The sequence below is a fragment of the Pseudochrobactrum albidum genome, assembly GCF_051851455.1.
Taxonomy (GTDB): Bacteria; Pseudomonadota; Alphaproteobacteria; order Rhizobiales; family Rhizobiaceae; genus Pseudochrobactrum.
Genome location: NZ_JBPVTR010000016.1, coordinates 74169 through 91057 on the forward strand (window position 1 = coordinate 74169; position 16889 = coordinate 91057).

A 16889-nucleotide genomic window follows, 5' to 3' on the forward strand; every position below is an offset into this window, starting at 1 on the left:
AGGATCATAATTGCAATATTAATGTAAGCATCATGATTGCGATGGCGGCAACAGCAATTTTCCAGAAATCACTGCGCCGTTTCAAACCGGGCAGCCCGAGTGGTTTCAGCACATGCAGTCCCATCAGAATCAGCAGCAAAGCCGGTATAATCTTTGTCATTATATGTTTCCTGTGGGCTTTGATTGCTCTTAGCGGGTAAAGGTTTTTACGAAGCTGCTCCCTCTTAAGTCGAATGGACGCCTGTTAAACAGTGTGGATTAATGGCTTTGAGGAGCCTGCGCAGTCCGCATTTTCTATAACAGGTAAAAACCACAGAAAACCGCCCTGCGCCGGAAAATACGCAATATGCTGTCAATAAAGCATGTTCTGTATAAGCAATGGGAGGAATAAATGACTTCGGCTTATCCCGAAATTTATCAGGCATGGAAAGACGACCCCCTGGCCTTCTGGGGCAAGGCGGCAGAACGGATAGGATGGTTCAAACCTGCCAGCCGGATCTTTGATCCTGCACAAGGGCCATATGGGCGATGGTTTGCAGATGGTGTATGCAATAGCTGCTATAATATGCTCGATCGCCATGTGGAGACCGGCCGCGGCACAATAGATGCTATTATCTATGACAGCCCTGTAAGCGGGCAAAAAGCCCGTTTCACCTATAGTCAAACCCTTGAACAGGTCATGCGCCTTAGCGCGGTAATACAGGATTTCGGCATCCGGAAAGGTGACCGCGTCTTAATTTATATGCCAATGGTGCCGCAGGCTTTATTTGCCATGATGGCCTGCGCCCGCCTTGGTGCGGTGCATTCTGTGGTTTTTGGCGGTTTTTCAGCCGATGAGCTGGCAGCCCGCATAGATGATGCAATGCCTGCCCTGATCATTGCCAGTTCCTGCGGGCTGGAGGCGAATAAGATTGTCAGCTACAAGCCGCTGCTGGATAAGGCAATTGCCAGCGCGACGCATAAGGTGCAGACCTGCCTGATCCATCAGCGTGAACAATGCCGCTGCGCGCTGACTGCAGGGCGCGACCATGATCTGGAACAGCTTTGCGCACAGGCATCAGGTCGCCATGTGCCTTGCACACCGGTTGCCGCCACCGACCCTCTCTATATTCTCTACACATCCGGCACCACCGGCAAACCCAAAGGCGTGGTGCGCGATAATGGCGGCTATATGGTGGCACTCGCATGGTCGATGGATGCCCTTTATAATATTCATGCCGGTGATATTTTCTGGACAGCCTCTGATATCGGCTGGGTGGTCGGCCACTCCTATATTGTCTATGCCCCATTGCTGATTGGCGCAACCACAGTGCTGTTTGAAGGCAAGCCGGTGGGCACGCCCGATGCCGGCACATTCTGGCGGGTGATCGCCGAATATAAGGTAAAAGTGTTGTTTACCGCTCCCACGGCGCTGCGCGCCATCAGGCGTGAAGACCCTGAGGGCAGGCTCTTGCATCACTATGACCTCTCAGGCCTTGAGGCGCTCTATCTCGCCGGAGAACGTGCCGATCCGAATACGCTGGAATGGGCAGAGGAAATGCTCAACCGCCCGATCATTGACCATTGGTGGCAGACAGAAACCGGCTGGCCGATTGCCGGCAATCCCCGCGGCCTTGGCATGCTGCCTGTCAAACATGGCTCCACCTGCGTGCCAATGCCGGGTTATGATGTGCAGGTGCTTGATGATAAAGGCAATCCGGCCAAAACCGGCGCACTTGGCAATATTGTGATCAGGCTGCCGCTGCCGCCCGGCTGCCTGCCCACTTTATGGCAGGCCGATCAACGCTTCCATGAAGCCTATCTTGAAGAATTCAAAGGCTATTATAAATCTGCCGATGCGGGCTATAAGGACGAGGACGGCTATATTTTTATCATGAGCCGTACCGATGATATTATCAATGTGGCAGGCCACCGCCTGTCTACCGGTGCCATGGAGGAGGTGATTGCCGCCCATCCTCAGGTGGCAGAATGCGCGGTCATCGGCATTGCCGATAAATTGAAAGGGCAAATTCCCTGCGGTTTTATCGTTCTCAAGGCTGGTGTTTCCCAGCCTCCTGCCAATATTGAGGCAGAATGTGTGGAACGGATACGTGACCAGATCGGCCCTGTGGCAGCATTGCGCACCGTGCTTACAGTGCACAAATTGCCTAAGACCCGCTCCGGCAAAATTCTGCGCTCTACAATGCAGAAAATTGCTGACCATGAACCATGGAAAATGCCCGCAACAATTGAAGACCCGCAGACACTGGATGATATTCGCGACTGCCTGAACAAACACGGCATAGGCACATGTTCGCAAACCGGCAAACCAGCTGCCTGATCAAAAGAAAAGCCGCCGGAAACTCTCCGGCGGCTTTTATTAAAAAACAGCTGGCAAACTGACCTTACAAATCGTCGCCGTCATTTTCCGCAGCCCCCTTCATGGAAGAAAGCTTGGCAAAGACCTTATCGGCATCCAGCTCTTCTGCTTCATCATTGTGATGAATGTCCAGATTTTCCGTGGCTGATGCCGGCAGCAATGTATCTCCGGATTCCGGCTCTGCCGGACGGTTACGCGCCGCGCGCTCAACCTCAATATCCAGATCTATCTGCGAGCAAAGCCCCAATGTCACCGGATCCATCGGCTGCAGATTGGCAGAATTCCAATGCGTGCGATCACGGATTTGCTCAATGGTCGATTTTGTGGTGCCGACAAGGCGTGAAATCTGTGCATCCTTCAGCTCCGGATGATTGCGCACAATCCAGAGAATGGCATTTGGGCGATCCTGACGCTTGGACAAAGGCGTATAACGCGGCCCCTTGCGCTTGGCTTCAGGCACGCGCACTTTTGGCTCGGATAATTTCAGGCGATGCTGCGGGTCTTTTTCCCCGCGGGCAATCTCATCGCGGGAGAGCTGCCCTGTAATAATGGGATCAAGGCCTTTAATGCCCTGCGCAGCCTCGCCATCAGCAATGGCTTTAACTTCAAGAACATGCAGCTTGCAGAAAGTTGCAATCTGGTCAAAGGACAGAGCAGTATTATCGACAAGCCATACGGCTGTTGCCTTGGGCATAAGAAGCTGAGTGGCCATATGATATAATCCTCTCGTTCGCCCGCTCCGGTAGCGCGGGACGTGGGGTAAACCACAATTTCCGGGAATTCGCTCCCTCTATAACCAAATTTTCTGCAATGAGCAAGAAATCACTGCACCAGAATTCAGTTCATTCCTGAAACTTATGCCACATCCAATACAATTTTGCCGATATGATTGCCCTCTTCCATGCGTTGATGGGCACGCCAGGCATCTTTCAGCGGATAAATCATATCCATCACCGGGGCGATAGTGCGCTTTGCAAGAAGCGGCCATATATTGGCTTCAAGCTCCTTAGCAATCTGTGTTTTGAAAGCCACATCACGAGCCCGCAATGTGGAACCGGTATGGGTCAGGCGCTTGGTCATCAGCTTAGCAAAATTGGCTTTAGCCTTGGCGCCGCCGAGAAATGCAATCTGCACAATGCGCCCTTCAATTGCCGCTGCATCATAATTGCGATCCACATAATCGCCGCCCACCATATCCAGAATAACATCCGCACCCTTATTATGTGTGGCCGCTTTCACCTGTTCCACAAAATCCTGTTCACGGTAATTAATGGCCACATCAGCGCCGATTTTCAGACAGGCAGAGCATTTTTCTGCTGAGCCGGCCGTTACAATCACCATAGCACCAAGCGCCTTGCCCACCTGAATAGCCGTGGTGCCGATGCCGGAACTGCCGCCGTGAATCAGCAATGTTTCCCCGGCCTTTAACTGCCCGCGCTGCACAACATTGTGCCAAACGGTAAATAATGTTTCCGGCAGCGCCGCTGCCTCCACATAGCCATAGCCTGATGGCAGCGGCAGGGCATTGCCCTCACAAACAACAGCATATTCAGCATAACCGCCCCCCGGCAGCAAGGCAGTAACCGCATCGCCCGCTTTATAACGCTGCACATCCGCGCCGATTGCGGCCACATCACCGGCAACTTCCAGCCCCGGCAAATCCGATGCGCCGGCAGGCGGGGGATAGTGCCCTTGCCTTTGCAGCACATCCGGCCGGTTAACACCCGCGGCCCTGACCCGAATCAATATCTCGCCCTTTCCCGGATGCGGAACAGATCTTTTCACCAATTTAAGCACGGAAGGTGCGCCAGCCTGCTCAATGGCCACAGCTGTCATCTGGGAGGCAAGTTCTGTTGTCATATCCGCTCCTTAGAATAGCCAGTTCAGATATTGGTTGCTGATTTTCAATATAGGCGCCTCTTATGGATTAGCCATATTATGCTGAAAAATTATATTTCATAAGAATCTATATCGCTAATAATGCAGGTTTATGAGATGCTCAGAGCTTATGTGACATATCAGCCTGCATGAGAAGAGCCGGTATAGCACGAATATTGCGAACCATATTGAAAGCTGGAGCCCCCGGGCGCCGCAGGAAGTGAGGAAAACGCCATGTTCTTTGATAATGATAGCCAGGACACGCCAGTTGTCAGCCACCATATCGGTGAAGATGTTACCCTGCTTTCAGCCGCCGAGATAGATAACCGCATTGCCATGCTCAAGGCAGAGATTCGCCGTCTTGAAGCAGGCCGCAGTGACAGGTGCCGCAGCCGTGCAGCAGCAGAGGCCTTATTCCGGATTTAAGCCGCAGGTTAACTGCCTCAGCTTCGCTGCATAATGCGCCTTCGCCGTCAATAAGCTTACAAAAAACTGTGTAACACAACGGCAATTTTTATATCAGGCTCCCTGTCTTCTGTCAGACAGGGGGCTTTTTATTTTCATACATAATAAACAAGCCAAACCAAGGCCTTGCGCTCTTTTTCATGATAGGTCAGCATAGCAGTCACCCTCTGCCTGCAATAAAGAGCGCTTGATATATGCTTTTTTTTGCAAACAGTCTGCGGCATGACAAATAACCGCAGAAACAAGTCCGGCGCTGTTAAAAAGAAGGATTTCGCGTGTTTCGTTCCTATGTCCAGATTTTTGCACTGCTCTGCGGCACCGCTTTTTTGCTGATCGGCTCTGGCCTGCATGGTCTTTTATTACCGCTTCGCGGAAATGTAGAAGGGTTTTCAATCACTGCCCTTGGTCTGATCGGCACCACCTGGGCAGGCGGTTTTGTGGCAGGCTGTATTTTGGCACCCCGTCTTGTGCGCCGTGCCGGACATGTGCGCGCTTTTGGCTTTTTTGCTTCTTCTGCCGCCGTTATTGTGCTGCTCACAGGCCTCATGGTTGACGCGACAATTTGGGTAATCCTGCGTGCAGGCACAGGTTTTGCGATGGCCGGCGTATTTATGGTGATTGAAAGCTGGCTCAATGAAAAAGCCACCAATGAAACACGTGGCAGCATTTTCGGCCTTTATATGATGGTGAATTATGGAGCCGTGATGACCGGGCAAATGCTGGTAACCACCGGCAATGTCAGGGATGAATCGCTGTTCATGATTGCCGCAATCTTTTTTTGCCTCTCCCTGCTGCCTACGGCAGCTTCCAAGGCCTCATCCCCGCGCCCTCTTTCTGAAGTGCAGCTCGACCTGAAAAAACTCTATAATAATTCTCCGGTTGCCTTTGTCAGCGTTATCCTGATCGGCATCGCCAATGGCGCATGGGGCACGCTTGGTGCGGTATTCGGCTCGCTCAGCGGCATCGGCACCACCACAATTGCACTCATGGTCAGCGCTACAATTGCCGCAGGTGCAATCATGCAAATCCCTGTCGGGCGCTTTTCAGATCGTATTGACCGCCGCTATGTCATGGCCGGCGTTGCCGGTGCTGCGGCCTTTACCGGTTTTCTGCTTTTTCTGACTGCCCCCAAAAGCGACACTCTCATTCTTATTATGACCGCATCTTACGGCGCATTGGCCTATGCGATTTATCCGGTGGCGGTTGCCCATGCCAATGACCATGCCACACCGGAAACTTTCGTCAAGGTCTCCGGCGGTTTGCTGCTGCTTTATGGTTTTGGCACCATACTCGGGCCACTGATTGCCGCTCAGGCCATGAGCTCCTTATGGCCATCGGCATTGTTTCTGATTACAGCCTTGTCGCATTTATCAATCGCCGGTTATGCCATGCTGCGCTCACGCAAGCGTGCTTCACCGCTGCCATCGGAAAAAGAACAATTCCAGAGCATGGCTGCAGAGCGCCCTGCAACACAGGAAAGCGTCTTGCTTGATCCGCGCTCTGAGAGCGCTCAAGAGAGCAAGGCTGAAGATGAGCAGAAAGATTAAGGCAAAGAAAAAGACCTGTAACCGGTATAAATATGCGCGATTATCATGCTCAGGCAGATTTATTGCCAGAACTTGTTTATTGGCAGCGATTGGCTGCCCGCACTATGCATCACGATCTCGCGCTATGTATCACGATATTGAGCATAAAATAATAAATCCGGTGCGGGCCGGCCTCGCAGCCTGCACCTCATCTCTCAGAGCCTGCCCTGCCGGCGGTTCTGTCTGTTGCTGCTTGTAAGGGGATACAGGCGCACAGGTTTTAATGTCGGGTGACCTGGTTTTTAAGCTTTTCAATCTGTTCCTTCAGATAAAGCTTTTTGCGTTTAAGATCTGTGATCGTCAGCGTATCGGTAGCTGGCAATGCTGCGGCATCGGAAATTTCCTTCTCCAGTGCATCATGCTTCTTTTCCAATGAGGCAAGATGGGATTCAAGTGCCATTATTGCTTCTCCTTTGTACTTACGCATCATTATCATTTGCCCTGTCAGCTTTGAGCCGGACTGTGACAAAACAATGACAGTCTGACATGAGTTTTCAGCAATGTCGAATTCATAATTGGCGCATTTCAACTTTAGCAATTTTATGCTAGGGCAGAGATGAAAAAGAGCGGAATAAACCACCCGGCACATTTCCGAAAAACCGTTACCCGCTAAGGCGGGCGTGCCGGCACAGGTATTTCTCCCTCACAGACAGATCAAATGGAACATGCCATGGCCGATCAGGAACAAGCTGAAATTCGCCTCTCCGTTGCCAAATTACGCCAGGAACACACGGATTTTGACCTTGCCATCAATGCCATGATGCAAACGGGCTGCGACCAGCTCAGCATTCAGCGTATGAAAAAGAAAAAGCTGGCCATCAAGGATCAGCTCACCAAACTGGAAGACAAGATCATACCCGATATTATTGCCTGATTATTGATCTCTTAAAACCCCGGATCATTCTGAACCGGCTTTTATATAAAAGCTGACACTTGTTATTTTTGCAGCAAACGCACAGGACAGGATATTTTATGGCTGATCACAGCTCCACCGCTCCGAAAGTCGCGATTATTATGGGCAGCCAGTCAGACTGGCCAACCATGCGCCATGCCGCTCATGTGCTGGATAACCTTGGCATTGCCTATGATGCCCGCATTGTTTCCGCGCATCGCACGCCGGATCGTATGGTTGAATTTGCCAAAACCGCACGCGATCAGGGGTTTCAGGTGATTATCGCCGGTGCAGGCGGCGCTGCCCATTTGCCCGGCATGGTGGCGGCAATGACACCGCTGCCGGTTTTTGGCGTGCCGGTGCAATCCAAAGCCTTGTCCGGACAGGATTCGCTGCTTTCCATTGTGCAGATGCCTGCAGGTATTCCTGTAGGCACACTGGCAATTGGCAATGCCGGTGCAAGCAATGCCGCTTTGCTGGCGGCCGCTGTTCTGGCATTGCATGACAAACCGCTGGCAGATCGTCTGGATGCCTATCGCCAAGGCCAGACTGACGCGGTGGCCCTGACCCCGAAAGATGAGGATTGAAATGCTGCAGGCAGGATCAACAATCGGCATTATCGGCGGCGGGCAGCTTGGGCGCATGCTGGCTATGGCAGCGGCGCGTCTTGGTTTTAAAACCATCATTCTGGAGCCGCAGGAAGATTGCCCCGCTGCACAAGTGGCTAACCGCCAGATTACCGCGGCCTATGATGACCGCTCAGCCCTGCAGGCACTGGCTGAGGCTTGTGATGTTGTTACTTATGAATTTGAAAATGTGCCGGTGGAAGCCGCACAATTTCTGGCAACACAAACTATCGTCTATCCGCCGCCATTGGCGCTGGAAATATCGCAGGATCGTGTTGCTGAAAAGCAGTTTCTCAATGAGAGCGGCATTGCAACAGCGCCATGGCGCATTGTTGATGATGTGCAAGATCTCATCGCAGCCCTCAGCGCCCTGGGAGAACGGGGCATTTTGAAAACGCGCCGCTTTGGCTATGATGGCAAGGGGCAGGTGCGTCTTACAGGCCTTGATAATGAAGCAGCCGCACAGGCTGTTGGCACAATCAGGAACGCACCGGCGATTCTGGAAGGTTTTGTAGAATTTACGCGCGAAGTCTCGGTGATTGCCGCCCGTGATAAGGCGGGCAATGTGCGCCTTTATGACATTACGGAAAATATACACAAAAACGGCATTCTTGACACATCCGCCGTTCCGGCCGCTATCAGCACTGACACAGCCGTTGCCTGTGCGCGGGCTGCACATAAGCTGCTTCATGCACTGGATTATGTCGGGGTTCTCGGTTTTGAATTTTTTGTGCTGGATGACGGCTCGGTCATAGCCAATGAGTTTGCGCCGCGTGTCCATAATTCCGGCCATTGGACAGAGGCGGCCTGTGCCGTTTCGCAGTTTGAGCAGCATATTCGTGCTGTTGCCGGTTTGCCTCTTGGCGATACACGCCGCCATAGCGATTGTGTGATGCAGAACCTGATCGGTGATGATGTGTTACAGGTTCCTGCGATTCTGGCAGAATCGGATGCGGTGCTGCATCTCTATGGCAAGGCAGAGGCAAGGCCAGGGCGTAAAATGGGGCATGTCACACGCATAAAAAGTGAAAAATAACATTGTTTAACGGGTTCTTTTCGCATCAAAGGTTGACAATTGCCCCATTCACCGGCTATCTCGCCACAACCATTCAAGCGTGCTCTTTGGCTCGTCCGGAAATATGCTCCCAGATACGGGAACCGGTTTGGGAGATAAGGCATGTTGAGAAACAAAGAGCTGGAACGGGCGCGGCGTTTCTTTTGAGATGAGACACGTTTCAGGAATATGCCCCGCAAGGGCCAACAATTGGTGAGTACTATGAAGATCAAGAATTCGCTTAAAGCGCTTAAAGGCCGTCATCGTGACTGCCAGCTCGTTCGTCGTAAGGGCCGCGTTTATATTATCAACAAAACTGCTCCTCGCTTTAAAGCCCGTCAGGGTTAATGAATTAGGCGGTGCCTGGCTTTAAGCCAAGTGCATAACAGCATGGTTGAAAAGTTTCAAACAGCGCCGGTATTGATTTACCGGCGCTGTTTTTTGCCTTTTATCAGCCGTCTTTGACACTATAATAATGGCATGAAAAACAACGGCGCCTCTCTCTTCTTGTCCTTGATAACAGTGCTGGCAATATCGGCCTGTACGGGTTTTGCATTTGCACAAAATGCTGCGGAAAATACCGAAAATGTACCGTTACACCCCCCGTCACAACCCCCATTACAACCTATGCCGCCGGCAATCACTATTCCTGATGCGGCAAAGCCTGTGCCGCTGAAATCAACAACAGCGAAAACAGACGCACAAAAAACGCCGGAAAAAACCCGCAATCCTGAAGTGGAGACGGCAGGGACGCTTGCAGAAATCCGCATCAGGGAACAAGACGAACTTTTTGAACAATTGCGCAAAACAACCTCGGCAGAAAAATCGCATAAGCTCGCAAGCCGTTTACGACAGAGCTTTGCCCGCACCGGCAGCGACAGTCTTGATCTGATGCTGCGCTGGGCAGAAACGGCGCTGAATCAAGCGCGATATGCCGAGGCTCAGGATTTTATTGATGAGGTTATGGCGCAGCGCCCAAACAATGCCACGGTGTGGCAGTTGAGGGCAAGGCTGCATCTGCGCCGCAACGAACTGACATCTGCACTTAAAGATATCCGTCAGGCGATGATTCTGGAGCCGCGCAATTTTGATATTTTGGTCAATTATGCGACCTTACTGCGCGAAACCGGCAAAAGCAAAGCCGCCTTGATCCTTTATAAACAGGCTTTGAGCTTTTATCCGATGATGAAAGAAGCGCAGGATGAGATGCTCAAGCTCACAGAAGCGCAAAGCGATACCGCCATCTGAAATAACAAACAGAGTATCTGATAAGAACAATCCCCGCTAAACAGCAGGGATTGTTCACATAATTCATTAAAAGCAGTCAGATTCCTGTCAGGCCGTCCATGCCGATATAGGCAATACGCAGCATATTGGTATTGCCCGGCGTTCTGAGCGGGACGCCAACCGTAATGATGACACGATCTCCCGGTTTTCCGAAACCTTCCTGATAGGTGATATTGCAGGCGCGGTTAACCACATCCTCCAGATCATGGGCATCATCTGTTACCACGCAATGCAGCCCCCATGCCACCGACAAGCGCCGTGCGGTCTGTGCAACGGGTGAGAGTGCGATAATGGGCGTCATCGGCCGTTCACGCGAGGCTCTGAGGCCGGTTGTACCGGAAGCCGTGTAGCACACAATCGCGGAGAGATTGAGCGTGGTGGCAATCTGACGGGCAGCCAGAGATACCGCATCCGCACCGGTTGCTTCCGGTTCGGAACGCTGATTATTGATGATCGAGGGATAATTCGGATCCCGCTCAACTTTTTCTGCAATCCGCGCCATGGTTGAAACCGCTTCAACCGGATAATCACCGGCAGCCGATTCGGCTGATAACATCACCGCATCCGCACCATCAAATACGGCAGTTGCCACATCCGACACCTCCGCACGGGTGGGCACCGGAGCAGAAATCATTGATTCCAGCATCTGGGTTGCAACCACAACCGGTTTGCCGGCCTTGCGGCAGGCGCGCACAATCTGTTTTTGAATGCCGGGCACACTTTCCAGCGGCATTTCCACACCCAGATCACCGCGGGCAACCATCAGCGCATCGGACAATTCAATAATTTCATCAAGGCGGGTCACGGCCTGCGGCTTTTCAATCTTGGACATTAACGCCACGCGGCCGCGGGCAATTTTGCGCACTTCCGCCAGATCTTCCGGCCGCTGAATAAAGGAGAGTGCCAACCAGTCAATTTCTTCCTGCAAGACAGCATCAAGATCGCGGCGGTCTTTTTCTGTCAGCGCGCCCACCGGCAATGTTGTATCCGGCAGGCTCACGCCCTTGCGGTCGGAAATTCTGGTTCCGGAAATAACCTTGGTGCGAATGGATTTGCCATCACAGGCTTCAGCCTGCAATGTCAGGCGGCCATCATCAATGAGCAGGCGGTCACCTGGCTGCACGGCCTGCAAAATTTCAGGATGCGGAAGATAAACACGGGTTTCATCGCCTGCTGTTTCATCATCATCCAGCGTAAAACTCTGCCCCGGCTCCAGTTCAACCTTGCCATCCTTAAATTTGCCAACACGCAGTTTTGGGCCTTGCAGATCAGCAAGAATACCGATCGGGCGGCCAAGTTTACGCTCGACATTACGAATACGGCGCACCAATTCGCGCATCAAATCATGATCCGCATGGCTCATATTGATACGGAAAACATCCGCACCGGCCTCAAATAATTTTTCAATAACCGCTTCTTCCGAAGATGCGGGCCCAAGTGTTGCGAGAATTTTTACCTTACGCGCACGTCTCATTGATGATTGGTTCCTGTCACAGTGGCGGTGCCTTCCGGTGCCTCATCCGTAAGCTGCACCATCCAGCTTGATTGTTCGCCCGTATCATATTCCTGAAAACCGGCGCGCTGATAACCGCGGGCAAAACAGTCATTCACGCCATTGATCTTAAATTCATTCTCGGCCACACACATATTAATCTTGCCGTCCCAGCGGCCACCGCCCTCTGAATCCTCGGCATAGACATAATAATAACGCGATGTCAGCGGCCCCTCGATCAGGGTTTTGCAGCTGGAGCCGTTAATATGCCACCACCCTTCTGTTATCCATCCGCTCTTTGCGCGATAGCCGATTGCAACGCCGATAAGATTTTGCGTTGAATTGCAAACCCGGAAATCAGCGCGCGCCTCCGGCACCGAAAAGCCAACAGAAAAGAGTGTAACCGAAACAAGAACCAGAAAATATGACAGTGTAGAATAAAGACGCATCCGCCAGAACCTTTCAGCGCACGGTACTGTTTATATATGACAGCATGGTGTAACGATTATTCGTCTCACCGGAGTGTCAGGATTTTAGAGTATCTTAGTCTTTTGTGAAAAGGATGAAATACTCTAAATTTTTGTTTTTACGCATTATTCATAGCCCAGAGCCGTTTGGCATGTTTTGGCGGTGATAATGCGCTGATGAAACCAAATAAACGCAGTGCTGGTAACAATCAGATCAGGATTGCTCTCTTATCAGGAAAGCAGGATATCCCGAAATTGCATAATTCACGCAAGTTGCAGGCAGACTCAAGAGGCTGCAAGCAGTTTTCCGCTGCAAACAATCTTTTTGACAAGATAGATCGTCTCACTGTCATCAGGGCGGCGCAAATTCTCTCTGTCCGAGCCAACCAAGGCTGAGAAAAATACACCCTGTGTCATGAATTTAACCGGTTTTGCTCCCTCATCGGTCAAATCGATTTAAGAAGCACTTTGTCTATAGCGCACAGCTAACAAAGAGGCCAGCCTTCTTTGTGCAGCACTTTTAAGCTTATGCCCTCTTCATATAAATTGCTCGCAATTTTATGCAGTCTGTTTATATCTGCATCACTGGTGAATGAGGGAGGCGGGATGACAGATTTTTCCCCTTTTGAAATAATTAACGGTAATCCGGCACAGGGCCTGTTGCTGATTGCCGACCATGCCAGCCGCGCCGTACCACAGGAATATGGTACATTAGGGTTGAAACAACAGGTTTTTGAACGCCATATCGCCTATGATATCGGCGTGGAGATGCTCACCCGCCAAATTGCGCAGAAACTTGATGCTCCGGCAGTGCTTGGCGGTTTCTCACGTTTGCTGATTGATCCGAACCGCGGTGAGGATGATCCGACTTTGATCATGCAGCTTTCTGATGGCGAGATTATTCCTGCAAATTATCCGATGGATGAGAGCGAGCGGGAAAACCGGCTAAACCGTTTCTATCGCCCCTATCACCATGCTGTCAGCGAGGCCTGCGGCGCCGTGGCTGCGGCAAGCGGCAAGGCGCCATTTGTGGTCTCTGTTCATTCTTACACGCCGGTTTGGAAAACCACGCCGCGTCCCTGGCATATTGCCCTGCTCTGGGACAAGGATGACCGCGGCGTTGCCCTGTTTCTCTCCATGTTGCGGCAGGATGATAAGCTTATTGTTGGGGATAATGAGCCCTATGACGGCGCCTTGCGCAATGATACGCTGTTTCGCCATTGCACGGCCAAAGGCTACGCCAATGTGCTGATTGAGGTGCGACAAGATCTCATTGCCACACCTGAAGGTGTTGCGGAATGGGCGCAGCGCCTTGCCCCAATGCTCTGTTCTGTCAATAATCTGGATGGAATTCACGATATCTGCCGTTACGGCTCACGAACCGGCCCTGTTGAGCCACTATGATTTGCAGGAGAAGTTCATGGAACAAATAAACAATATGACTGACCGCCAGCGCATTGAGTTTGAGGCGGCGGCATTTCGCAAACTGGTGGAGCATTTGCGCAGCCGCCCAGATGTGCAAAATATTGATATGATGAATCTTGCCGGGTTTTGCCGCAATTGCCTGTCCAACTGGTTTCAGGAAGCCGCCGGTCATGGCGGCATATCCATGACCAAAGAACAGGCACGTGCAGAAATCTACGGCATGCCTTATGAAGAATGGCGGCAAAAATATCAGACACCGGCAAGTGCTGAGCAATTGGCAGATTTTGCGGCCAAAAAAGCTGATCATATATAAAACAGCGGTAATTTATCTGGTGTTGAATGCGGCAATCATAATTCTTCGCCTGAGAAGCAATTATTGCAGATATTTTAACCAGTATCTTACAGCTTGCCCATTATTGTATTTTTCAAAATTGTCAGGGCATTTCTGCTTTTTAAATAAAATCGTGAGAAATGCCCCCAACCCGCTGCTTGACCATGCCCTGCATGTGATGCAACCAGAATCATCTTTTTAAAGGCCTGCGACTCGCACAGCATTTCGTATGGCTTGTCTATAATCGGAGAATGATATTGAGCGACAATATTACCGGCGACAGCGCCCAGTCCATCGCAGTTGGCCAGCTACGTGCCTTTATTGAACGTATTGAGCGTCTGGAAGAAGAAAAAAAGACCATTTCTGATGATATTAAAGAGGTCTTTGCAGAGCTGAAAGGCTCCGGCTTTGACACCAAGGCCGTGCGCACCATCATTCGCCTGCGCAAAAAGGAAGCGCATGAGCGCCAGGAAGAAGAGGCGATGATCCAGCTTTATATGGAAGCGCTGGGAATGGAGTAACATATACCGGTCAGACAGAAAGGGAGCCCCGCGCTCCCTTTCAATTTTCTCTGTATGCCTGTCAGAATAAAAAACAGGAACATATTTCAGTTCAGAAATCTTTTATCTTAGCCCCGAATTTATAGTCTGAGAATTTTCCCGCAAAACACTGCAGCATATAAACTGCCGGTAAGCGGAACTCACCCGACAATTGCGAAAGTATCCCGCACCTTGCCGGAAGGGCTGGTAACAGGTTTGCGGCCAATCCATTGCACATGGCGCGTGAGAATATTGGCCGCCTGATCAATATCCCCCTCACGTAATGCCGCAAGTATAGCTAAATGATCATGATCGGTGCGTGTTTCCCAATCTGCTCGCCAGGACATGAACAAAAAACGGGCACTGGCATCATGAAGATCATCAATAGTGGCCAGAAGCCGTGGCATGGCACAAGGCGTAATCAGCAGACGGTGAAATTTGCGGTTGGCAGCTTCCCATGAACGCACATCGCGGGAATTATCACCGGCATAGGTGGCCTCTTCTGCCTCATCAAGGATGGCGCGCGTCAGATGCGGTGCGGCATGGCGCAGTGCCAGCACTTCAAGGGCTGCACGCATTTCCGCCACTTCGCGGATCTCCTGCAGGGAAAAAGAGGCAACACGCACACCGCGGCGCGGTTCGGATACGGCAAGGCCCTGTGCTTCAAGACGGCGGAAAGCCTCACGTACCGGCACATGACTGGTGCCAAATTCATCGGCAATATGATCTTGTCGCAATTTTGCGCCGGGCTCCAGCTCACCGGCAATGATGCGTTGCGACAGGACGCGGCTGATTTGCGCGGCTATCGTATCGCTTTTTTGTTGTCGGGAGGCTGGCTGTGTGGTCACGTCGATCAATATCCGTTTTGACGGGCATCACTAGGATATATATCACTATGCCCATGATTGTGCATAGATAAAGCCCAGAAACGGCTGTGTCCAGAGCCGGCATATTTTTTCATTTCAGGCTTGGTTGCCGGTTCGCTCGCAGCAAAAAAGTTAAAAAGCTGTTCCGGCGGGATAAAAAAAGATATTATGCATTTAAGCAAATAGTCATGATGCTGCGTGGCTGGACGCGGGGCGCTGTTTTCCGTATAAAGCGCACATTCCGCAGGGATGAATGCGAATGCAGCATTTATATTGCAGAGCATATTTAATCCCGGCTCCGTTTTTATAATTTTCCAGACAAAGCGGAACCGGTTTTTTCGTCCGCAACTGCGTTAAAATAAAAGATAGAGCGGTTTTTGATTTGAGACAGAAAACCGCGTCAAAACCTGAATAGGGGTGCTATGGCCGGCCATTCACAGTTTAAAAATATTATGCATCGCAAGGGCAGACAGGATGCCGTGCGCTCAAAAATGTTCTCCAAGCTTGCTCGTGAAATTACCGTGGCGGCAAAACAGGGCTTGCCTGATCCGGCAATGAATGCACGCCTGCGTCTGGCAATCCAGAATGCAAAAGCGCAATCCATGCCAAAGGATAATATTGAACGCGCGATCAAAAAGGCATCCGGCTCGGATTCTGAGAATTATGATGAAGTGCGCTATGAAGGCTACGGTCCGGGCGGTGTGGCTGTTATTGTTGAAGCCCTGACGGATAATCGCAACCGCACAGCCTCAAATGTGCGTGCAGCTTTCACCAAGTCAGGCGGCGCATTGGGCGAAACCGGCTCGGTTGGCTTCATGTTCTCGCGCATTGGTGAAATTGTCTACAAGCCGCAGGCTGGTGATGCCGATAGCGTGATGGAAGCCGCAATTGAGGCGGGCGCCGATGATGTGCAGTCTGACGAGGACGGCCATGTTATTATCTGTGCCTTTGAAGATGTGGGAGAGGTTTCCAAGGCGCTTGAAGCTGCGCTTGGCGAGGCCGAATCGATTAAAACCATCTGGAAGCCGCAGACAACCGCCCCTGTGGATGAAGAAAAGGCGCAATCCGTTCTGCGCCTGATTTCAACACTGGAAGACGATGATGATGTGCAGAATGTCTATGCCAATTTTGAGGTCAGTGAAGAAGTGCTGGCCAAATTGAGCGTATGATTCTTTGCATGAATAAAATAACAAACCCCGGCAATCTGTCTTGCCGGGGTTTGTTATTTGTTGCCGGTATTTTTGAAAATTTTCAGGCCTAGATGCCTCAAAGACGCGGAATAAAAAAACGCCGCATAGCGGCGCTTTTTATAATAACCGGTTGATACGGTACCGGGATCAGATACCCAGATTGCCGAAGCGATTTTTGAACTTGGAGACACGGCCGCCACGATCAACAATCTGCTGATTGCCGCCGGTCCATGCCGGATGGCTCAAAGGATCGATATCAAGATTCATGGTATCGCCTTCTTTGCCCCAGGTTGAGCGGGTGAAATATTCAGTGCCATCAGTCATAACAACTTTGATGGTGTGGTAATCTGGATGAATGTCTGCTTTCATAGTCAGCTTCCTGAAAGGTTTATGGCATGGTTGCCACGCTCCGGTCATTGCCAGAACTGCGGC

21 protein-coding genes are annotated in these 16889 nt (G+C 51.2%); 12 read left to right on the forward strand and 9 right to left on the reverse strand.

Annotated features, from left to right (window positions below; all coding sequences use genetic code 11):
• Positions 1–4 precede the first annotated feature (4 nt).
• Entirely contained in the window at positions 5–160 is a 156-nt protein-coding gene (locus tag ACSTTO_RS02110; RefSeq protein WP_439271483.1) for a hypothetical protein, read from the reverse strand.
• A gap of 231 nt (positions 161–391) precedes the next feature.
• Here ACSTTO_RS02110 and ACSTTO_RS02115 point away from each other — a divergent pair, with 231 nt between their 5' ends.
• The gene (locus ACSTTO_RS02115; protein ID WP_439271485.1) at positions 392–2320 is read left to right on the forward strand and encodes a propionyl-CoA synthetase; all 1929 of its coding nucleotides are present in this window, start codon (positions 392–394) and stop codon (positions 2318–2320) included.
• Between the two features lie 64 nt (positions 2321–2384).
• Here ACSTTO_RS02115 and ACSTTO_RS02120 read toward each other — a convergent pair whose 3' ends face one another.
• Both ACSTTO_RS02120 and ACSTTO_RS02125 read right to left on the reverse strand, forming a co-directional pair.
• Positions 2385–3071, reverse strand: a complete 687-nt coding sequence (locus ACSTTO_RS02120; protein WP_439271487.1) for a DUF1013 domain-containing protein — start codon at positions 3069–3071, stop codon at positions 2385–2387.
• A gap of 143 nt (positions 3072–3214) precedes the next feature.
• The gene (locus tag ACSTTO_RS02125; RefSeq protein ID WP_439271489.1) at positions 3215–4219 is read right to left on the reverse strand and encodes an NAD(P)H-quinone oxidoreductase; all 1005 of its coding nucleotides are present in this window, start codon (positions 4217–4219) and stop codon (positions 3215–3217) included.
• 252 nt (positions 4220–4471) lie between these two features.
• Here ACSTTO_RS02125 and ACSTTO_RS02130 point away from each other — a divergent pair, with 252 nt between their 5' ends.
• Both ACSTTO_RS02130 and ACSTTO_RS02135 read left to right on the forward strand, forming a co-directional pair.
• On the forward strand, positions 4472–4663 hold the full coding sequence (locus ACSTTO_RS02130) for a DUF1192 domain-containing protein (RefSeq protein WP_439271490.1): 192 nt from the start codon (positions 4472–4474) through the stop codon (positions 4661–4663).
• A 314-nt stretch (positions 4664–4977) separates the two neighbouring features.
• Positions 4978–6249 (forward strand): MFS transporter, encoded by a 1272-nt coding sequence (locus ACSTTO_RS02135; RefSeq protein ID WP_439271491.1) that lies wholly within the window; start codon positions 4978–4980, stop codon positions 6247–6249.
• Positions 6250–6508: 259 nt separating this feature from the next.
• On the opposite strand, the gene ACSTTO_RS02140 is transcribed toward ACSTTO_RS02135, so the two are convergent.
• Positions 6509–6691 (reverse strand): YdcH family protein, encoded by a 183-nt coding sequence (locus ACSTTO_RS02140; protein ID WP_439271520.1) that lies wholly within the window; start codon positions 6689–6691, stop codon positions 6509–6511.
• 267 nt (positions 6692–6958) lie between these two features.
• Between ACSTTO_RS02140 and ACSTTO_RS02145 the strand changes: the two genes are divergently transcribed.
• From ACSTTO_RS02145 to ACSTTO_RS02165, 5 genes are all read left to right on the forward strand, one after another.
• Positions 6959–7162 carry a YdcH family protein gene (locus ACSTTO_RS02145; RefSeq protein ID WP_439271492.1) on the forward strand — a complete coding sequence of 68 codons (204 nt, stop codon included), beginning with the start codon at positions 6959–6961 and terminating at the stop codon, positions 7160–7162.
• Positions 7163–7260: 98 nt separating this feature from the next.
• Complete coding sequence (gene purE / locus ACSTTO_RS02150) at positions 7261–7767, forward strand: 5-(carboxyamino)imidazole ribonucleotide mutase (RefSeq protein ID WP_439271493.1); 507 nt, start codon at positions 7261–7263, stop codon at positions 7765–7767.
• A 1-nt stretch (position 7768) separates the two neighbouring features.
• Entirely contained in the window at positions 7769–8842 is a 1074-nt protein-coding gene (locus ACSTTO_RS02155; protein ID WP_439271494.1) for a 5-(carboxyamino)imidazole ribonucleotide synthase, read from the forward strand.
• A 240-nt stretch (positions 8843–9082) separates the two neighbouring features.
• A complete protein-coding gene (ykgO, locus tag ACSTTO_RS02160) occupies positions 9083–9208 on the forward strand; it encodes a type B 50S ribosomal protein L36 (RefSeq protein ID WP_075657282.1) in 126 nt (41 codons plus the stop codon).
• Between the two features lie 159 nt (positions 9209–9367).
• Positions 9368–10108 (forward strand): tetratricopeptide repeat protein, encoded by a 741-nt coding sequence (locus ACSTTO_RS02165; protein WP_439271495.1) that lies wholly within the window; start codon positions 9368–9370, stop codon positions 10106–10108.
• 76 nt (positions 10109–10184) lie between these two features.
• Here the strand turns inward: ACSTTO_RS02165 and pyk are convergent, their stop codons facing one another.
• From pyk to ACSTTO_RS02180, 3 genes are all read right to left on the reverse strand, one after another.
• Positions 10185–11621, reverse strand: a complete 1437-nt coding sequence (gene pyk / locus ACSTTO_RS02170) for a pyruvate kinase (protein WP_439271496.1) — start codon at positions 11619–11621, stop codon at positions 10185–10187.
• Positions 11618–12088 (reverse strand): DUF1036 domain-containing protein, encoded by a 471-nt coding sequence (locus ACSTTO_RS02175; protein ID WP_439271497.1) that lies wholly within the window; start codon positions 12086–12088, stop codon positions 11618–11620. The genes pyk and ACSTTO_RS02175 overlap by 4 nt, the downstream gene beginning before the upstream one ends.
• A 303-nt stretch (positions 12089–12391) precedes the next feature.
• Positions 12392–12523: a hypothetical protein gene (locus tag ACSTTO_RS02180; protein ID WP_439271498.1), complete on the reverse strand. Its 132-nt coding sequence runs from the start codon at positions 12521–12523 to the stop codon at positions 12392–12394.
• A gap of 189 nt (positions 12524–12712) precedes the next feature.
• Here ACSTTO_RS02180 and ACSTTO_RS02185 point away from each other — a divergent pair, with 189 nt between their 5' ends.
• From ACSTTO_RS02185 to ACSTTO_RS02195, 3 genes are all read left to right on the forward strand, one after another.
• Positions 12713–13510, forward strand: a complete 798-nt coding sequence (locus ACSTTO_RS02185) for an N-formylglutamate amidohydrolase (protein ID WP_439271499.1) — start codon at positions 12713–12715, stop codon at positions 13508–13510.
• Between the two features lie 16 nt (positions 13511–13526).
• Positions 13527–13844: a DUF1244 domain-containing protein gene (locus tag ACSTTO_RS02190; RefSeq protein WP_439271500.1), complete on the forward strand. Its 318-nt coding sequence runs from the start codon at positions 13527–13529 to the stop codon at positions 13842–13844.
• Between the two features lie 269 nt (positions 13845–14113).
• Positions 14114–14383, forward strand: coding sequence for a DUF2312 domain-containing protein (locus ACSTTO_RS02195; RefSeq protein ID WP_439271501.1), 270 nt, complete (start codon positions 14114–14116; stop codon positions 14381–14383).
• A 179-nt stretch (positions 14384–14562) separates the two neighbouring features.
• Here ACSTTO_RS02195 and ACSTTO_RS02200 read toward each other — a convergent pair whose 3' ends face one another.
• Positions 14563–15249 carry a GntR family transcriptional regulator gene (locus ACSTTO_RS02200; RefSeq protein ID WP_439271502.1) on the reverse strand — a complete coding sequence of 229 codons (687 nt, stop codon included), beginning with the start codon at positions 15247–15249 and terminating at the stop codon, positions 14563–14565.
• 440 nt (positions 15250–15689) lie between these two features.
• Between ACSTTO_RS02200 and ACSTTO_RS02205 the strand changes: the two genes are divergently transcribed.
• Positions 15690–16436: a YebC/PmpR family DNA-binding transcriptional regulator gene (locus ACSTTO_RS02205; RefSeq protein ID WP_439271503.1), complete on the forward strand. Its 747-nt coding sequence runs from the start codon at positions 15690–15692 to the stop codon at positions 16434–16436.
• A gap of 168 nt (positions 16437–16604) precedes the next feature.
• On the opposite strand, the gene rpmE is transcribed toward ACSTTO_RS02205, so the two are convergent.
• Positions 16605–16826: a 50S ribosomal protein L31 gene (gene rpmE, locus ACSTTO_RS02210; RefSeq protein ID WP_439271504.1), complete on the reverse strand. Its 222-nt coding sequence runs from the start codon at positions 16824–16826 to the stop codon at positions 16605–16607.
• Between the last annotated feature and the right edge of the window lie 63 nt (positions 16827–16889).